This window comes from Herbaspirillum huttiense, assembly GCF_047300815.1.
Lineage (GTDB): Bacteria > Pseudomonadota > Gammaproteobacteria > Burkholderiales > Burkholderiaceae_D > Herbaspirillum > Herbaspirillum huttiense_A.
In genome coordinates, this window is sequence record NZ_CP178609.1 from 305,381 (window position 1) to 322,657 (window position 17,277).

General features: G+C 56.6%; 15 protein-coding genes and 3 pseudogenes. 13 read left to right on the forward strand and 5 right to left on the reverse strand.

The genetic code is table 11. The features are described from left to right. Positions 1-141 precede the first annotated feature (141 nt). The 5 genes from ACLRDN_RS26795 (at position 142) to ACLRDN_RS26815 (ending at position 5,057) form a co-directional block, all read left to right on the forward strand. A complete protein-coding gene (locus tag ACLRDN_RS26795; protein ID WP_034302318.1) occupies positions 142-3,081 on the forward strand; it encodes a Tn3 family transposase in 2,940 nt (979 codons plus the stop codon). 129 nt (positions 3,082-3,210) lie between these two features. Continuing rightward, entirely contained in the window at positions 3,211-3,927 is a 717-nt protein-coding gene (locus tag ACLRDN_RS26800; protein ID WP_240733899.1) for a hypothetical protein, read from the forward strand. A gap of 275 nt (positions 3,928-4,202) precedes the next feature. Next, on the forward strand, positions 4,203-4,481 hold the full coding sequence (locus tag ACLRDN_RS26805; protein WP_034302356.1) for a type II toxin-antitoxin system RelE/ParE family toxin: 279 nt from the start codon (positions 4,203-4,205) through the stop codon (positions 4,479-4,481). A 19-nt stretch (positions 4,482-4,500) separates the two neighbouring features. Continuing rightward, the gene (locus ACLRDN_RS26810; protein ID WP_034302315.1) at positions 4,501-4,776 is read left to right on the forward strand and encodes a HigA family addiction module antitoxin; all 276 of its coding nucleotides are present in this window, start codon (positions 4,501-4,503) and stop codon (positions 4,774-4,776) included. Positions 4,777-4,862: 86 nt separating this feature from the next. Beyond that, entirely contained in the window at positions 4,863-5,057 is a 195-nt protein-coding gene (locus ACLRDN_RS26815) for a hypothetical protein (RefSeq protein WP_134222396.1), read from the forward strand. Positions 5,058-5,148: 91 nt separating this feature from the next. Here the strand turns inward: ACLRDN_RS26815 and ACLRDN_RS26820 are convergent, their stop codons facing one another. From ACLRDN_RS26820 to ACLRDN_RS26835, 4 genes are read right to left on the reverse strand one after another with little or no spacing between them, the layout of a single operon-like run. Next, positions 5,149-5,853, reverse strand: coding sequence for a hypothetical protein (locus ACLRDN_RS26820; protein ID WP_134222395.1), 705 nt, complete (start codon positions 5,851-5,853; stop codon positions 5,149-5,151). Between the two features lie 8 nt (positions 5,854-5,861). Beyond that, positions 5,862-6,833 carry an ExeA family protein gene (locus ACLRDN_RS26825; protein ID WP_413460493.1) on the reverse strand — a complete coding sequence of 324 codons (972 nt, stop codon included), beginning with the start codon at positions 6,831-6,833 and terminating at the stop codon, positions 5,862-5,864. Continuing rightward, the gene (locus ACLRDN_RS26830; protein WP_413460841.1) at positions 6,823-8,457 is read right to left on the reverse strand and encodes an IS481 family transposase; all 1,635 of its coding nucleotides are present in this window, start codon (positions 8,455-8,457) and stop codon (positions 6,823-6,825) included. Before ACLRDN_RS26830 ends, ACLRDN_RS26825 begins: the two co-directional genes overlap by 11 nt. 4 nt (positions 8,458-8,461) lie before the next feature. Continuing rightward, positions 8,462-9,037, reverse strand: coding sequence for a recombinase family protein (locus ACLRDN_RS26835; RefSeq protein ID WP_134222393.1), 576 nt, complete (start codon positions 9,035-9,037; stop codon positions 8,462-8,464). A gap of 488 nt (positions 9,038-9,525) precedes the next feature. Between ACLRDN_RS26835 and phnC the strand changes: the two genes are divergently transcribed. The 5 genes and pseudogenes from phnC to ACLRDN_RS26860 form a co-directional block, all read left to right on the forward strand. Further along, positions 9,526-10,344 (forward strand): phosphonate ABC transporter ATP-binding protein, encoded by an 819-nt coding sequence (phnC, locus tag ACLRDN_RS26840; RefSeq protein ID WP_020200553.1) that lies wholly within the window; start codon positions 9,526-9,528, stop codon positions 10,342-10,344. 2 nt (positions 10,345-10,346) lie between these two features. Then, a complete protein-coding gene (gene phnD, locus ACLRDN_RS26845) occupies positions 10,347-11,207 on the forward strand; it encodes a phosphate/phosphite/phosphonate ABC transporter substrate-binding protein (RefSeq protein ID WP_088757440.1) in 861 nt (286 codons plus the stop codon). Between the two features lie 12 nt (positions 11,208-11,219). Continuing rightward, positions 11,220-12,017, forward strand: a complete 798-nt coding sequence (gene phnE / locus ACLRDN_RS26850; protein WP_009238668.1) for a phosphonate ABC transporter, permease protein PhnE — start codon at positions 11,220-11,222, stop codon at positions 12,015-12,017. 24 nt (positions 12,018-12,041) lie between these two features. Next, the gene (locus ACLRDN_RS26855) at positions 12,042-13,052 is read left to right on the forward strand and encodes a phosphonate dehydrogenase (protein WP_009238667.1); all 1,011 of its coding nucleotides are present in this window, start codon (positions 12,042-12,044) and stop codon (positions 13,050-13,052) included. Between the two features lie 14 nt (positions 13,053-13,066). Continuing rightward, a pseudogene (locus ACLRDN_RS26860) lies at positions 13,067-13,837 on the forward strand (LysR family transcriptional regulator); the annotation flags it as partial. A 258-nt stretch (positions 13,838-14,095) separates the two neighbouring features. On the opposite strand, the pseudogene ACLRDN_RS26865 reads toward ACLRDN_RS26860, so the two are convergent. After that, positions 14,096-14,695, reverse strand: a pseudogene (locus tag ACLRDN_RS26865) (Tn3 family transposase); the annotation flags it as partial. Here ACLRDN_RS26865 and ACLRDN_RS26870 point away from each other — a divergent pair. The 3 genes and pseudogenes from ACLRDN_RS26870 to ACLRDN_RS26880 all read left to right on the forward strand — a co-directional run. Beyond that, positions 14,677-15,165: pseudogene (locus ACLRDN_RS26870) on the forward strand (Tn3 family transposase); the annotation flags it as partial. The pseudogenes ACLRDN_RS26865 and ACLRDN_RS26870 sit on opposite strands and share 19 nt — an antisense overlap. 252 nt (positions 15,166-15,417) lie before the next feature. Next, positions 15,418-16,278 carry a phytanoyl-CoA dioxygenase family protein gene (locus tag ACLRDN_RS26875; protein WP_071040764.1) on the forward strand — a complete coding sequence of 287 codons (861 nt, stop codon included), beginning with the start codon at positions 15,418-15,420 and terminating at the stop codon, positions 16,276-16,278. Positions 16,279-16,292: 14 nt separating this feature from the next. Continuing rightward, positions 16,293-17,183 (forward strand): phosphate/phosphite/phosphonate ABC transporter substrate-binding protein, encoded by an 891-nt coding sequence (locus ACLRDN_RS26880; protein WP_071040763.1) that lies wholly within the window; start codon positions 16,293-16,295, stop codon positions 17,181-17,183. The last annotated feature ends 94 nt before the right edge of the window (positions 17,184-17,277 follow it).

Here is a 17,277-nt window from a genome sequence, read left to right on the forward strand (position 1 = left end):
CTCTACGACGGTAGCCACTCCTAGCATTCATGCGGGTTCCAGCGGTACTCATCGCAATATTTCCTTTTAAATCAGCCACTTGCTGTTTGCCATTTTCGCCGAGTATGATGGAAGTCATTTTTCTTTCCCCGAAGAATCAAAATGGACCACTGGCATGCTCCCTACCTCGGCTTGCGCCACATCCCGGCTGAACTCAACGAGTTTGAACTCAACACGTTCTTCACATTTTCCGTCAAAGAGCGCGGGCTGATCAACCAACGGCGCCGTGATCTATACCGACTGGCGCTGGCCCTACACCTCGGCTTCGTTCGTATGACTGGCCGCACGCTCGATGCCTATAAGCAGATCCCGAAGGCCCTTTGGACGCATCTTGGTGACCAACTAGGGATCGCGCCTCCGGAAATTGGCACCCTTCGCTCTCTGTACGACACCCGCCCGCGCACATTGATCGACCACCAACAGCTCGCTTATCAGACTCTCGGCTTTGGGGTCATGACCGAGCACCAGCGCCGCTATTTGGTGCGCTGGCTCAAGGAAACGTTAGTCGGACGGCCGGACACTTCAACGTTGCTGATGCAGGTCAAATGCTGGCTGTACGAGCATCGCATCCTGATTGCGCACGACCGTTTGCTTAAACGTGTGATCGCCGATGCGATTCGCAGCCATGAGGAGTTCCTGGAGACGACATTGCTGCAGTCGGTAGGTAACGCCACTATAAATGAATGGAGCCGGCATCTCCCCGCGCCAGAGGGCGAATACGGGAGTCTGCAACAATGGCTCTGGGCAGTGCCGCTGAAGCACTCGACAGTCCAGATGGCTGAATTGTTCGACAAGATCGACCGGCTCTATGTGCTGAAGGTAACCACAACTTGGCCTGCGGACGTGAACGAGACTCTGGTGCGGCATTACGCGCGCCGCTGCGCGAACCGCCCACCGTCGGTCAGCAAGCGCGTCCAGTCCCAGTCGCGTCGGCTGGAAGCCGCTTGTTTCATGCGCTATGCATTGTGCGCTGCCACAGACCAGTTGTTGGCTATGTTCCGGCGCTGGGCGATCGATGTGACCAGCGAGGCTGGCCGGCAGGTCGACAGCGGCCGCCCCGACCTCAAAAAGCAACTCTGCAGCTTTGCTGAAGCGATCAAGGCGCTGGCACAGGACAAGACTCTGCCGGCGGACGAGGCACTCACTCAGATTGCCGATCTGGCCGACCAGATGCTCACCCAGCATGCGCCGAGCCGGCGCAGCTTGATTCGCCTGCAGTTGATGACCAAGAGCGCCCAAGCACGCGCCATGCTGCACAAACTCGTCAAGCTGCCGTTCGAATCGGAAACGCAGCATCCCGTCATTGACGCGATTAACGTGCTACGCGATCTGTATGGTCTGAATGGCGGCAACGAACTGCCGCCGAGCATCAACCTCAAGCTCGGCCGCGTGTGGCAAGATATCATCTATGGGCAAGACCGTATTGAGGCGTTACGCGCATTCGAGTGGGCCACGATCTCCGCGCTACGTATGGCATTACGCAACGGTTCTGTGTATGTCGACCATAGCTTTTCCTTCCGCAGTAGGGCGACGCTACTCATTTCCGAGGCCGAATGGAAAGCCAAACGCCATCATTATTATGGCCATCTGGAACTGTCGCAGGACCCGAAGGTGTTTCTGGCCAAGGTCGTTGATCACCTCGACCAGGGGCTCGAACGTCTACGCGATGCCTACCTGCGCGGGGAGGTCCGGATCGAAGACGGCAGTATCCGTAACGAGGTGCTCAAGGCCGAGGACAAGGCGCCTCATCTGGACGCCTTGCGCCGGGCGATTTTCGAAGAGCGGCCCGTAGGGCAGCTGCCGAAAATTATCCTCGACATCGACAGCGAGGTGCGGTTTTCCTGGCTGTTACTCGGTCGTGAACCACGCTCGCGCAGCGAACTGCTGCTGGTCTACGCTGCCGTTCTGGCGCACGGCACGTCGCTATCGGCCGCTGACATTTCCCGCATGATCCCAGAACTGAAGGGATCGGCGATCCGTCAGATGATGAAGCTGGTCGCCGACGAGCGCAAGTTACGCGAAGCGGCGGATGCCATACTGGTCTACATGCACCGCCATCCGATTGCTGCACACTGGGGACGCGGAGATTTGGCATCGAGCGACATGATGAGCCTGGAGACGACGCGCACCGTCTGGCAGGCGCGCGCCGATCCGCGCCGCCGCACCGCCTCAATCGGTATTTACACCCATGTGCGGGACCACTGGGGCATCTTTTACGACATGCCGATTCTGCTCAAAGAGCGCCAGGTCGGCGCCGCCATCGAAGGCGTGGTACGGCAGGCAGGAACCGACGACGTCGCTCAGCTCGCTGTCGACACCCACGGCTATACCGATTTCGGCATTGCCGTGGCCAAGGGCTTGAAGTTTGACTTGTGTCCGGTCCTGCAACATATGCGTGACCGCTATCTGCATGTGCCGGTCGGCCACGAGGTACCGGGCGAAGTCCTCCCCGTGGTCGCCGGCGATGTGGACCTCGACGCGATTGAGGCGATTTACGACGAATTCGTGCGCGTGGTTGCGTCCATCCAAAGCGGTCGTTGCACGGCTGTGCAGGCCTTACAACGCTTCGGTTCCGCCGCTCGCGGCCAGGATGTCTACGATGGTGGCGTGCAGCTGGGGCGACTGCTGCGGTCAATTTTCCTGATCGACTATTTCACCAACCCTGTGTTCCGACGCGAACTACGGCACGCCTTGAACCGTGGTGAGGCTGTCCATGCTGTGCAGCGCGCCGTCCATACTGGCAAGATACCGACCGAACTGGCCAAGCGGCCGGAATCGCTGGCCGCCGTGTCATCGAGCCTGTCGCTCTTAACGAACGCCCTGATGGCGTGGAATACCCAGCACATGCAACACGCGGTCGAGCGAATAGAGGCCGTCGGTGGGGAAAGCCTGCCCCCGGAAGACCTGCGTCGCATTGCGCCTACCAATCTGGAAGGCATCAACCTGCGAGGCACGTTCGAATTCCCGCTGGCGGATTATGCGCAACGCATTCTGCCTAATAGCACAGCAGCTACTGTGGATGCTATCCGGAAACGGTCATAATAATGCTGTTTTCTACCGCAAAGGAACATGCGACGGACATGTCTCATTGGTTAGGGCAGCGCCGGCCTCGATGTGCAAGAACTCCCAGATAACGACATCGGCCCTGGGAAGTCGTTTAGAAACGAGTGTATGGATATGAAAATAAAACAGTTTTCGGTAGCATCTTGTTTTTCCACCTTTGTACTTCCTCATCTCCTTTTTATTAATGATTTGGAAACGAGAAACAAAACGGCGATGGTGTGCTGTCTCGCCTGGAATATCAGCTTGTTCCCCGACCCGGAGGAGCGTGAAAATCACATTAGCCGCGTCTGGGAGATCGGAGATGCCGACACACCAGAACAGGCTTTTCCAGGGCTAGAGCGTGAGTTTAAAGATGAGCTTCGCATGCTCGTGGTACAAAAGAATGATTTATTTCCTTGGACCAAGATCAATATTCCATCGGTACGCCTGGTGGCCTGCGATAAGTACGACATCTTGCAAGTAAAGACCGGAAATAGCGACGAGGAAGAGATCAAGGTCATTACCCATCCGGATCCGTTGGGGCTTCCTTTGATTATCGATCATCTACGGGATGTTCAAGAAAATACAGCCGAACAAATTATATTGTTGCAACGAGCTACGGGCATTTCTACGGCCCTCAGCGATGTTGAGAAGACCCAGTTGGCCACTTCTTATTGCGTGCAGCGAGCCGATATGATTGGATACCGCCGGATACTATCCGTATGGCGGGATGCACAACCTGGACCGAGTGTTAAACGTGTTATTGGCCACTGGCTGGGTGTCTTGGAAGAAATTGATTCGAATGCAAAATCCGTTTTGCATCTGTTGACCAGCATGCATCACTGAGCCATCTACCACTATGAATTCATCTGAAACGACAAGCGCAAATGACAAATCGCGACTGACATCCAATGTGGCACTGGTTACCGGCAAGTTATTCTGTGGGTATCATCAAGGATATGGAGACGCGCAGGTGGGCTCCTACCTGAACCGCAATGGTAGAAAAATGTGGATGTGTGCCGCTTGCATGAAACTGCGTGGCATTACCGCAAGATAAGAAAAAACTAATAATCCTCGCCTATTCGTTGCATTGTGTAGCGATACACGATACAATCCACCTCATGATTAAAAGCTTTCGACACAAAGGGCTGCACCGCTTCTTTGAAACGGGTAGCAAAGCTGGAATCCAGGCCGCACACGCGGCCAAATTGCGGCTTCAACTGGCAGCACTGGATCAAGCTGTACAGCCGGAAGATTTATCAGCCCCATCGTGGGGACTGCATCCTTTGAAAGGTGATCTAAAGGGACATTGGGCAATTACGGTCAATGGAAACTGGCGATTGATTTTCGCTTTTGAGGGTGCGGACGCGATCCTTGTGGATTATCTCGACTATCACTGAATTTTACGGAGGTTTTTATATGACTCGCATGCATAACCCGCCTCACCCCGGAGAGGTGTTGAGAGAATATCTGGGGGATGTCACCGTGACTGAGGCCGCCACTCGTCTTGGCGTTGGCCGGGTCACGCTTCAACGTGTCGTTACGGGCGCGGCCGGTATTTCGCCTGACATGGCGTACCGCCTTGGTTCTGCCTTCGGTACCAGCCCTGAATTGTGGGCAGGAATGCAGCTGCAATTCGACTTATACCAGGCCGGCAAGGTCAAGCGCCCAAAAATTGAACGCATCGCAGCATAGGCAGCTTGTATGCTCGCCGGATGACAGTTGATAAATGCGCGGTATTGGGCAATGTCGCACAATCAAGCCTCGTGAGGGGGAAATTAATGAACTACGACAATCTTCAAGAAGCAGCCAAGCAGTTGGCAGTCCCGTTGGAACGGTGGCTTGAAGCGAGTGGCAACGAGGTTATGCGAGAGGATATTGGAGCATTAAAACTTGCAAATTGGGACGCTAGGTGTAGCGACCTGCATTTGAAACAGGCCCGACCAGCATTCCAGCCGATTCTCGGCCAGGAATAACTGCAGCTGATGCCCCCTTCAAACCAGCATTAGCTGTAAATGAACCTGCATTTATCCGCGCCAACCAGCATTCCATCGCCGCGAACCAGAATTATCTGCAACTGACCAGGATGTTCAACACGGCCTTGGTATCGGCCTCGATTTCAGCCAGCACGCCCAGCCAATGACCTATGACCCGCTTGACGCTCGATGCCGGCTGGGTGTCGCGCCAAACCGTCAGGATGCGCTGGTAGCCGACCAGATCGGCCCGCTGGACGCAATACGCGATCGTCATTTGGGTTGCCTCGATGTCGGTAAATGCTCCGGGGGTACTGCGGGCCTGCTCCTGTAGGCCAACCTGGGCGGCCGTGTCGCTCTGGATGCGCCGCAGATGCTCGATGATGAGCGGCAATCCGGTTGGATTCGGCCAGGCAAGGATTTCGATTTCCTCGGTCGTGCCGGTGCCGGTGGCGATCCTCAATACATCGTGGACGCCCGCTCCGATCAAGTCTGCCGTCGGGATGTTCGTATGCGTCCACGGAAACAGCTCCTGTTTCTGTGCCACCAGCATGCGCAGGTCCTGCTTGAATCCCTGTTCCAATCCCGGAGGTGGTGCGTCCCGATTGTCGGCCTCGACCATTTTCCAAATTCGCTCGATGTGGTCCTCCTGCTCAGCTTCAGGAAACAGACTGATATTCCAGGCAAGACAGCAGCTCATGGCAGCCTTCTTTCGCGCCTCCTGTTCTTCAACGAAGAGGACGTGCGGCAGCATGAAGGACGAAAAGCAGGATGCGACTGTAAATTGTTTGAATTTCATGAGCAGAATTAGATGGGCAGGCCAGCGGCAAGCATCCGGTCGCGCAGCTCCGCTGTGCGCGCCGGTTCCAGTTTGTTGTTGAACAGCGCGCGGATTTCCGCTGGCTTGGCGTCGAACTGTTCGACCATATCCTTCAGTCTGTACCCGTGGCGGGTCAGGGTCGGCTCCAGATCGTCAAGCTGGCGCGACAGCACAGTTTCCACCAGCGCGGCCGTGACAGGCTTCTCGCCGGTCTGGTAGCCCGCTTCCAGCGACAAGGTCAGGTGCAGTTGGACTTGCAGCGGCGTGCGCAGCTTGGTGGACAGGATATCGATTGCCTCGCTGTTCAGGATCGATTCTGGATCAGTGTTCGGAGCCGCGCTGGTGCCAAGCAGCCACAGGATGTACTCGCGCTGGCTGCCGGCGACGCCATCGAGCGTGAAGATATCGGTCCGGTAGCCGATTTCTTCCATGGTCGGGCGGCGCAGGTCGTTGCGCAGCTTCGGATGGCCGGCCAGGATCACCGACAACCGGCCGCCTGCGTCCTCGACCACTTCCATCAGACGTTTGAGGCCGATGAGGGTGTGTCCGTTCAAGTCGTGCGCCTCGTCGACGAACAGTGCCACCGGCCGCTTCCCCTTTTTGACGATTTCCTGCAATTCGCGCTCGCGCTTTTCGCTCTGCTTGGGAATTTGCACCTGTTTGTCCTGCGTAAGGTCGTAGAAGAGCGTGGAGATCAAGGTGGCCAACTTGATGCTGTGCTTTTCCACGGACAGCGACTTAGCGACGGCAACGCGGTTCTCGTCTTTCAAAATCTGCTGAAGGCGGCGCAACGTGACTGTTTTGCCGCTGCCGACAACACCGCACAAGGCGATCAGCCGCCCCTCAAGGGTGGCCCCTTTGATGTCCTTGATCAGCTGCTTGTGGTGGTCAGTTTCGTAGTAGCCGGCCTGGCTCAGTGGTTGCGTCAGCCCGTAGTACTGCATCACTTCAACTCGCATGGTCCTCTCCAGTCTTCTTGTTTCGGAAATAATCTCGTATGCGCGCAAGCACCACGCTGCGCGTCAGCGTCTCGCTCAGTACCTGGTCGATGACGGCGCGATCTGCTGGCGACAGCTTGGCCAGCGGCTTGGCCAGCTCGCCCGCTATCGCCAGCTTGGCGGCGATGACGTTTGCAAAATGGAATTCGTGCGCCTCGGCGTCGAAGGGCTGGATTGGTAATTCGCCTGGTAGATTCAGCGGGGCCAAGTGCAGGTCCTTGCCGGCCAGCGCCTCGATGGGCAGCTTGAGCTGGTCGGCCAGGGTGCGTATACGGTCGGCGCGCGCGTCGGCCGCGCCGCGCTTGAAGGCGCGATAGCGGTTCAATGGAATCGGCCCGGCGACCGGGTAGTACGGGCCGGTGCGCACGCTTTCGTACTCCACGTACAGTTCGTTGTCGAACAGCCCCCACAGCAGCAACACATATTCACCGGCCATGTCCAGCTCGACTTCGTAGCTGGTACCCTCCACCGACACGCGCGCGCCCACGCCAACGCGGCGCCGCTCCGGCTCGCGGGCAAAGCGACAGTACTGCTCCCAGGCGCACATCTGCCGGATGCCGCCGCTCGGGAAATTGGCAAGCCAGTCCTCGATGCGCGAATGCTGCTCGGAGCGATGATCCTGGCGAATGTAACGCATCAGATAGCGCAACAGCCATTCGTTGGCCTGTTGCTCGGTCTCCGGCTTGTGGAAGTGGTACAGCGTCTCGTGGGCTTCCTTCACTGTGCGAAACGGCCGCTCGACCTTTCCCTTGGAGCGCGCTGTAACCCGCTCGCCGTCTTTGCCGGCCGGGATGTGTGTCATCCACTCGATACCAAGCGCGTGCATCACATTCTGGAATACGCGACTCTTGGCGACAGGGCCGTTGTCCAGGTAGATCATCAACGGCCGCCCCTGGAACGGATATTCGGGGTCCGCCTTCGCTGCCATCGCGTTGAACAGGAAGCGCAGCGCCGATTCGGCATCTTCGCCATAGACGCAGCGGTACTCCTGATAGGCCACACCGCTACGATCGTCCACGACGCTGTACAGCATCAGCGTCGGCTCGCCCTTTCCCGGTTCGATCCAGTCCGGCTTGTCGATCCGTTTGAGGTCGGACGGCGACATGTCGAACTGCCAGCAGTCGTTGCTGTGCTCGGCCTGGAAGCGCACGGCTGGCGGCTGCCGGCGCAGGCGCGGCTGGTCGAGGTGCCAAAGTGTGAGGTACTGGTTGACCGTGCTGCGCGTCAGCACCCCTTGCGGTGCGCGCACAAGTCCCTGTACCGTCTCGACGCCATATTCCTCCAGCAGCTCGATGGAGCGCTTCGTGGACAGGTGGCGGCCCTGCTTGTTGGTCGTGCGTAGCTTGAGGGCAGCGACCAGCTCGCAGTAGCGCTCCAGTTCCGATTTCGGCAGGACGCGCGGCTTGCCGTGATCGGTGCGGTGGACTACGCGCGGCTTCAGAAAGTCCTTCAGGGCGCGATACACCGACGTGGTGGACATGCCGTACAGCTCGGACATGGCGCGCACTTGGGCGGCACGCTCCGGACTTTTGTGAGGCAGACGGTCGAGCCGCTGCCGCAATTGCAGCAGCGATTCGGCCGGGATCTGCTTACGCCACCCGGCAGCCATCGCTCTCAGCCTTGTCTAGGTAGTTGTAGAGCGTGGATTTGGAAATCCCCATCATCTTGCAGATTTCCTCAACAGTGTGGTTGCGCTCCCGGTGCAATTTCACGGCGAGCGCGAGCTTGACAGGATCAAGGCGCCTCGGCCGACCGCCCATGCGGCCGCGCGCGCGCGCCGCGACCAGTCCGGCCTGCGTCCGTTCGCGGATCAGGTTGCGCTCGAACTCGGCCAGTGCGCCGAACAGGTGAAAGACCAGCTTGCCGCCGCTCGACGTGGTGTCGATGTTTTCTTGCAGGCTGCGCAGCCCGACCTTGGCTGATTCGAGCCGCTCGACCAGCTCGATCAGGTTCTTGAGCGACCGGCCCAGCCGATCCAACCGCCAGATGACTACGGTGTCGCCGGCGCGTAGCATGCTCATTAAGGTAACCAGCCCGGTGCGGTCCGCTCTGGCTCCGCTCACCATGTCCTCGAAGACACGCTCGCAACCGACCGCCTGCAACGCATCGCGCTGCAAGTCCAAGTTCTGGTCGTCGGTCGATACACGGGCGTAGCCGATCAGCATGGCGACTTGTCCAATAAATCACGAAAATTCAGTATAGCTGGACTTTGAATATTGGAAAGGGATTGTGGATTGTCGCTGTGCTTGAGCAAGCTGCCGCTTGTCGGCCGCGCTGTCGTTTTCAGAAGACGGCTGCACTGAACGTCAGAAGCCGACTGCACTATAGCAGCGGAGGGGTTGGATCCATCAGGCAACGACGGGCTGCTGCCGGCCAAGAGCGACCAACTGATGTGAGAACCCGAGCGGCAGTTTGAGGCTGAGAGCTGCCCCTCGTGCTGCGCGCTTGGATCGGCGGCTATCGACCGATAGCAGGCGTCTATATTTGGCATAGATAGCACAACTTATTTCCCTCACAGGCACCCGCGACCATGTCTCAAAAATGACATCAACGAGTCATCAGGGTGTCATATCACGACATTACCATCGCTGCAATTCAGATTCGTAATCAGGTCATCATTTTTGATTACGATTTCAAATCTACCGGAGGTGTCATGATCGAACTACAGAATGTCTCAGTCAGTTATGGTGATGCGATTGCACTGTATCCCACCACTCTCAAACTCCATCAGGGACAGTTCACCGTATTGCTCGGATCTTCCGGCGCTGGAAAATCCACGCTACTTCGCTGTATTAATTCGCTGCATGCGTCGCAGCGCGGCACCACCATTGTCGCCGGCTTAGGAAATTTGGCGAACTCGCGTGCATTGCGCATGCATCGCCGACAGACTGGCATGGTGTTTCAACAGCATCAATTGATTGGCCGACTGACGGCTTTGCAAAACGTTTCGATGGGCCGAATGGGCTACCACACGGCATTACGCAGTCTATTCCCCCTCCCGGCGAAGGATCAATCCATATGCCTGCAAAGTCTGGACCGAGTCGGCTTATTGCACAAAGCCTTAAGCCGTGTCGACGCATTGAGCGGCGGCCAGCAGCAACGCATCGGTATTGCCCGGGCTCTGGCTCAGCAACCTAAACTGGTGTTGGCTGATGAACCGGTAGCCAGCCTCGATCCTGCTACTGCAGAGCGAGTGCTAAGTCTGCTGCACCGCATTTGTAAAGAGGACGGGATTTCGGCGGTCGTCAGCCTGCATCAGGTAGACCTCGCTCAACGTTATGCCGACCGTATTATTGGCCTGTCCCATGGCCGAGTCATTTTTGATGCCGCCCCGCAGACTTTGGATCAAGCCAGTTACGACACGCTGTATGAACAAGTACCCCGTTCTTCTTTGAGCGTTCCACAAGACGCTCGAGAGGAACGGCTTATCGATACTTCATTTCCCATGCAACTTGCTACCGTAAAGGATTGATTATGAAAAAACTCGCATCCGCATTATTGTCTGTCTTGCTTGCCGCCGTCTGCAGCATTGGCCATGCATCATCCAATCCCGATCCAGAAACGCTCAAAGTTGCGCTGCTGCCGGACGAAAACGCATCGACCGTAATTAAAAACAACAAGCCGCTCGAAATCTATCTGGAAAAAGAGCTGGGAAAGAAAATTGAGCTGGTGGTTACCACTGATTACTCGTCAATGATCGAAGCCATGCGTCACGGCCGTATCGACATGGCATATTTTGGCCCCTTGTCGTATGTGCTGGCTAAGCAAAAGAGCGACATCGAGCCATTCGCAGCGATGAAGCAAAAGGGTAGCACTACCTACCAGTCCGTATTGATCGCCAATACTGGCGCCGGCATCGCCAAAATCAGTGATATCGTCAACAAGAATGTCGCTTACGGTGATAAGGCATCCACCTCCAGCCATTTGATTCCGAAGTCGATATTGGCGGAAAACGGTTTGAAAGCCGGCGAAAACTATCGCGAACACTTTGCCGGTTCGCATGACGCGGTGGCCATGGCCGTGCAAAACGGTCACGCGCAGGCTGGCGGCTTGAGTAAGCCGATTTTTGAATCCCTGGTTCAGCGCGGACTGGTCGATCCCAACAAAGTAAAAGTTCTTGCCGAATCGAAGCCATATCCGCAATACCCGTGGACCATGCGCAGCAATCTGAAGCCGGAACTGAAGGAAAAGATCCGTGCAGCCTTCTTGAATCTCAAAGATCCGGAAGTCCTGAAACCTTTCAAAGCCGATGGTTTCGGCCCGATCAGCGACAAAGACTATGACGTGGTGCGCAGCCTTGGCACACTGCTCAAGCTCGATCTGTCGAAGTTCTAAGTGAGCGACAGCATGCAAGCTGATTTTGGTTTGATTCTGGCCGAGCGCCAGCGCGTATGGAACCGCACGATACTGCAGTTTGCCGTTGTGCTGGCGATTGTGATCGGTTGCTGGTATTACGTCGGCCTATTTGATGCCGAGCGATTGAAGGATGGCATGCCAAGCCTGGTAAAAATTGCCGGCGAGATGTTCCCACCGAACTTCTCGCAGGCTGGCACCTGGGTCAAACCGGTACTGGATACCTTGGCCATGAGTATCGCCGGTACGGCAATCGCGGTATTGCTATCCATTCCCTTAGGAGTGCTCGCCGCGCGGAATACTAGCCCTCATCCACTCGTGTATCAAGCCACACGCGGCCTGTTAAACGCTTTGCGATCGATACCCGAACTGATCATGGGCATCCTGTTCGTGGCAGCCGTTGGCTTCGGCGCATTGCCGGGTGTTTTAGCCCTAGGCTTACATTCGGTTGGCATGATCGCCAAATTTTTTTCGGAATCGATCGAACATGCCGATCCGGCACCGGTAGAAGCCGCGCATGCAGCGGGCTGCACGCCATTGCAGGTGATTTTTCATGGGATCTTTCCCCAAGTGCTTCCGCAAATGGCCGATACCGCGATCTATCGATGGGAATACAACTTCCGTGCTTCGACCGTGATGGGCATGGTCGGCGCCGGTGGAATCGGGTTCGAGCTGATGGGCTCTCTGCGCATCATGCAATACCAGGATGTCTCGGCTATTTTGCTGGTTATTTTAGGCATGGTTACCCTCGTCGACGCCTTCAGCTCCTTCCTGCGTCGCAAGTTCAAATAACTCCCAAAGCTTACAAAGGTTTTTATGAAGCCCAAAGTCGTCCTCACCCACTGGGTGCACCCGGAAATCATCGAATTGTTGTCCGCTAGCGCCGATGTTATCCCCAACACCACACGGGAAACCTTGCCGCGTTCTGAGGTAATTGCGCGAGCCAAAGATGCGGATGCACTCATGGCTTTCATGCCGGACAGCATCGACAGCGCGTTTCTCGAGGAATGTCCAAAGCTGCGTGTCATCGGCGCCGCGCTTAAAGGCTATGATAACTTCGATGTCAACGCCTGCACACGCCACGGTGTATGGCTTACGATTGTGCCGGATTTGCTTACGATCCCGACCGCTGAACTGACTATCGGCCTTCTTCTCGGTTTGACAAGGCATATGCTGGAAGGCGATAGGCAAATCCGTAGCGGACACTTCCAAGGCTGGCGGCCGACACTATATGGCTCTGGTTTGACAGGAAAAACGCTTGGCATCATTGGTATGGGGGCGGTCGGCCGTGCAATCGCCCAGCGCTTGGCTGGCTTTGAAATGAATCTCTTGTATTGCGATCCGATTCCGCTCAATGCCGAACAAGAAAAGGCTTGGCACGTACAGCGCGTCACGCTCGATGAACTGCTCGAAAAATGTGATTATGTCGTGCCGATGGTTCCGATGGCCGCAGAGACACTGCATCTGATCGATGCCACCGCGTTGGCCAAGATGAAAACCGGTAGCTACCTGATCAATGCATGTCGCGGCTCGGTCGTGGATGAGAATGCGGTGATAGCAGCACTGGCGTCTGGAAAACTAGCTGGATATGCAGCCGATGTCTTCGAGATGGAAGAATGGATACGCGCTGATCGCCCGCAGGCTATCCCCAAGGCGCTGCTCGACAATACGGCACAAACGTTTTTTACGCCGCATTTGGGATCGGCGGTCAAGGAAGTTCGGCTTGAAATCGAGCGGCAGGCAGCGATGAACATCATCCAGGCACTCGCTGGTGAAAAACCGATGGGCGCGATTAATCAGCCGTATCCGGGAGTAAAGGCGGCGTGATAGATCTGGAGCGTGTGGCGACGTTCATTGCCGTCGTCAAATGCGGGGGCTTTCGCGAAGCGGCGAAGCAAACTGGATTGTCCCAGCCAACAGTAACGCAGCATATCAAGCGGCTGGAGCAGTCTTTGCAGGCCCGGCTGATTGACCGCGCAACAATGCCGCAAAGCCTGACATTGGAGGGAAAGATTTTTTTCCCCTATGCGGAACAATTGCTCCGTACTAGCCATAAGGCTACGGCAGCCCTCCACAATAAAAGCCTGGTCGTTGGTGCAAGCTCCAATATCGGCATTTATCTTTTACAACCCTATATCAAGGCGCTCCAAGATAAATTAGCAAACAAGATCGATGTGAGGATCGGCAAAAATATCGAGATTGCCGCTTTGCTGGAAACGCTTGAAGTGGATGTAGCGGTAATGGAGTGGTGGGACTCACGTCCTGGGTTCGTCTCAACAGTATGGCGGCGCGAGAGGATGGTTGTCATTGTTCGCCCCGGCCATCCTTGGGCTGCCGAGTCGACCATTCCACTTAAGTGGTTAAAATCCCAGATCTTGCTTGGAGGCGAAGCGGCTACCGGAACTGGGCGCCTACTACAACAATATGCCGGTGCCGACTCGGCAGAGTTCACAGTGGGTATGCAGTTAGGTAGCACCGAGGCGGTCAAACACGCGGTCCACGCAGGGCTAGGAATCTCGCTTGTGATGGAAAGCGCGGTCAAGCATGAACAGGCAAGCGGATGGTTACATGCAATTCCGATTGAAGAAGATGTTTACAAAGATCTTTATCTCGTACATCGCTCAGAAACTTCGTTAAGCGGTCCGGTGGCAAGCCTTGCAGATTTGATTCTCCATTCTGGGGTTGTAAGCCGGAACCGCCGAAATTTCCGTCATCCCAACTCCAGCCCCGCCACGAGCGCGTCCAGGTCGATCATCTTGCCGTCGCTCTGGAAGGTGTAATGGAGGGTTGGCCGAGATTCAGGAAATTTCCTCCAAAAAACGACCTAAGTGCTTGTGAGACAGGGACTTTTTGACCTCAAAGTTCGCTCGCTATGCGGCTGTCTTCTTGAACCCGAAGCGAATCCGCGTGTTCATGGGCTCGACGGCTCGCTCCAGATCCATCAGGTAGTCGCCAAAGCGGTTGATGTGGATCGTGCGGTACGGCGACAGTCCGGCGAGCACCTCCTGCGTGATCTCGAAGGAGCCCTTGTCCTGCATGTCCTTGAGCACCTTTGACATCCGGTGCACGTTGTTCAGGATGATCATGTTGGCCACCAGGTGGTTGTACTTGACCACCTTGCGCTGCTCGTGACGGACGTTCTCGGCCATGATCCCCTCCCCGCCGAAGAACGCCCAGCCGGCGAACTGGTGGAACTCCTCGGCCTTGTTGGTCTCGGCATGGATCGTGCGACGCAGCTCCGGGTCGTTGATGTAGCGCAGCAGGAACATCGTGCGCATCACGCGTCCCAGCTCGCGGAACGCGAAATACAGCTTGTTCTTGCGACTCGCACTTCCCAAGCGCCGCAGCAGCGTCGACGGCGTGACCATGCCGGCCTTGATCGACACCGCCACCCGCAACATGTCCTCGTAATGCCGGGCGATCAGGTCCCAGTCGATGGCCGGGCCTGTGAACAGCGGTTGGACGTTCTGGCAGCGCCAGCCGCAAGAACAAGCTGTACTTCGCGTTCCGGGAGTTGGGCCGCGTGATTCGCACGATGTTCCTACTGCGCTACATCAACGACCCTGAACTGCGCCGCACCATCCACGCGGAGACCAACAAGGCCGAGGAGTTCCACGAGTTCGCCAGCTGGGCCTTCTTTGGCGGCGAGGGGATCATGGCCGAGAACGTGCGCCACGAGCAGCGCAAGGTGGTCAAGTACAACCACCTGGTGGCCAACATGATCATCCTGAACACGGTGCACCGCATGTCAAAGGTACCCAAAGACATGCACGACCGGGGCGAGTTCGAGATCACTGCCGAGGTGCTGGCGGGCCTCGCGCCGTACCGCACGGTCCACATCAACCGCTTCGGCGACTACCTGATGGACCTCGAACGAGCGGTCGAGCCGATGAACACGCGCATCCGCTTCCCGTTCAAGAAGAAGGAAGAGGCGGCGTAACGCGAGAAGTTTTGATGCTCAAAAGTCGTTGACGGTCAGGCACTTAGCCTATTTTTTGGAGGAAATTTCCTGAATCTCGGCCAACCCTCCTCAATCGCAAATGATCTGTCATCGCCGCGTCATAAAAGGCAACTAATATCCCTTGCATGATTAGTTTTCATATCAAACATCGAGAATGATATGAAAATGCGATCACCAACGGGGCGACCATCGTGGCGTTGCTCCCTCAAGCGATCTTTACAAGGCGACACCATGTTCAGTGCACAACGAAACGAGTATCTCGAAAAGGGATACACCAAAATCGACAGTTTCTTCTCGCAGGACGAGATGAACCAGATTTTGAAAGACGTCAGGCAGATCGAAGAGATGTCCGCTTCGCGTGACGGTGACGACGACGTTTTCCAGTTCGAGAAGAAGGACGGTAAGACTACGCAGCTCTTGCGCCGTGTCGAGAATCCACATTTGCACTTCGAGTCGATCAATGACCTGGTACGCTCGAAGAAGGTAGTCGATCTCCTCCGTGAATTTATGGGCGACGACATCCGCCTGCACAACAGCAAAATCAACGTCAAGCCGCCGTCTGGCGCCCCGGTCCAATGGCACCAAGACTGGGCGTTCTACCCCCACACCAACGATAATTTCCTGACCCTGGGCATCTTCCTGGACGAGGCAAGTGAACAAAACGGCGCCATGGCATGTCTGCCGGGATCCCACAAGGGCAAGATCTACGATCATCGCAACGTCGAAAGCGGCGAATTCTGCCACGCGATCTCACGGTCGAATTGGGACGACGGACTCGATCCGACGCACGCTGAACTTCTTACCGGCCCGGTCGGTTCAGTCACCCTCCACCATGTCCGCACGCTCCACGGCTCAGGTCCAAATCACTCGGTGATCCGGCGCCGCTTCCTCCTAATTGGATACGCAGCTGCAGACGCTTGGCCACTCCTGGGATGCGGCAATTATCAGGACTACGAAAACCTCATGGTTAGCGGACAGTCGACCGTGTTTCCCCGCATGGAAAGGCTTCCGCTCACGGTTCCTTACCCGCTCTCGAAGTACGGCGATCGCATTTTCGAAAGCCAGCGCGCCCTTACCCAGAAGTACTACTAACCAAAGGACTGCACATGAATCCGCTAGCCATGTTCAACAAGCGCCGCGCTCTCGTCGCGTCGGCTTTTCTCGTCTCGCTGATGGGCGCAACCCTCTCAGCTAATGCAGCCGAGGTCATCAACGGCAAGCTGCATCTGCGCTTTGCGATCGCTCCGCTGCGGCCTACGGCCACCGAGACGATCAAGGAATTTGAGCCGATGTTCAAGTACTTGGCCGGACAGCTGAATGCCACGTATGAGATCGTCTCTCCCGAAAGTTGGGCAGCGATTTCGGTGGCCATGTCCAATGGGCACGTCGATGTCGGCTGGCTCGGCCCCTGGGGCTATGTGCTGTCCCACAAGAAGGCTGGTACCGAAGTAATCGCTACCGCGAAATACAAGGGCAAGCCCTTCTACAAGGCTCTGATCGTTGCCCGCGCTGACCTACCGGTCAAGAACTTTCCCCAAGACGCCAAGGGCATGAAGCTCTCGCTAAGTGACCAGGGCAATACGTCCGGTTGGCTGATCCCGATGTCGTACTTCAAGAGCGTGGGCATCGATCCGACGACATATTTCCAGTTCCGTGAAGGCGCGACCTTCGGCCAGAACGAGGCGCAGATTCAACAGGGTCTCATCGACCTGGCGTCCGACATGGACCGTGGCCGCAACGGCATGATCGAGGCCGGCGAAATCAACCCGGCCAAATCCAAGATCGTTTGGGAATCGCAGCCGCTGCCGAACGACGCGATCTGCGTGCCGAAGAACTTTGACCCAGCCCTGAAGAAGCGAATCGTTGACATCTTGACGTCGATGTCCGAGGACCAGGCGCAATCGATGATGGGTAAGGGCTACAACGGCTTCGTCAAGTCGCAGGACAGCGACTATAAGACCATCGAGGACGCCGGCCGTTCGGTCGGCAAGCTCTGACTCAATGCGTCGTACTAACACTGAAGCGAGCAGACTTCCCCGCCCTGGCGGGGCAGTTGTTATGCCTCTCGGGCCACGCGCAACGAGCCCATCC

Coding starts and splice junctions, on each gene's coding strand:
- ACLRDN_RS26795 (WP_034302318.1), top strand. CDS start 142: ATGGACCACTGGCATGCTCCCTACCTCGGCTTGCGCCACATCCCGGCT.
- ACLRDN_RS26800 (WP_240733899.1), top strand. CDS start 3,211: ATGGATATGAAAATAAAACAGTTTTCGGTAGCATCTTGTTTTTCCACC.
- ACLRDN_RS26805 (WP_034302356.1), top strand. CDS start 4,203: ATGATTAAAAGCTTTCGACACAAAGGGCTGCACCGCTTCTTTGAAACG.
- ACLRDN_RS26810 (WP_034302315.1), top strand. CDS start 4,501: ATGACTCGCATGCATAACCCGCCTCACCCCGGAGAGGTGTTGAGAGAA.
- ACLRDN_RS26815 (WP_134222396.1), top strand. CDS start 4,863: ATGAACTACGACAATCTTCAAGAAGCAGCCAAGCAGTTGGCAGTCCCG.
- ACLRDN_RS26820 (WP_134222395.1), bottom strand. CDS start 5,853: ATGAAATTCAAACAATTTACAGTCGCATCCTGCTTTTCGTCCTTCATG.
- ACLRDN_RS26825 (WP_413460493.1), bottom strand. CDS start 6,833: ATGCGAGTTGAAGTGATGCAGTACTACGGGCTGACGCAACCACTGAGC.
- ACLRDN_RS26835 (WP_134222393.1), bottom strand. CDS start 9,037: ATGCTGATCGGCTACGCCCGTGTATCGACCGACGACCAGAACTTGGAC.
- phnC (WP_020200553.1), top strand. CDS start 9,526: ATGATCGAACTACAGAATGTCTCAGTCAGTTATGGTGATGCGATTGCA.
- phnD (WP_088757440.1), top strand. CDS start 10,347: ATGAAAAAACTCGCATCCGCATTATTGTCTGTCTTGCTTGCCGCCGTC.
- phnE (WP_009238668.1), top strand. CDS start 11,220: ATGCAAGCTGATTTTGGTTTGATTCTGGCCGAGCGCCAGCGCGTATGG.
- ACLRDN_RS26855 (WP_009238667.1), top strand. CDS start 12,042: ATGAAGCCCAAAGTCGTCCTCACCCACTGGGTGCACCCGGAAATCATC.
- ACLRDN_RS26875 (WP_071040764.1), top strand. CDS start 15,418: ATGTTCAGTGCACAACGAAACGAGTATCTCGAAAAGGGATACACCAAA.
- ACLRDN_RS26880 (WP_071040763.1), top strand. CDS start 16,293: ATGAATCCGCTAGCCATGTTCAACAAGCGCCGCGCTCTCGTCGCGTCG.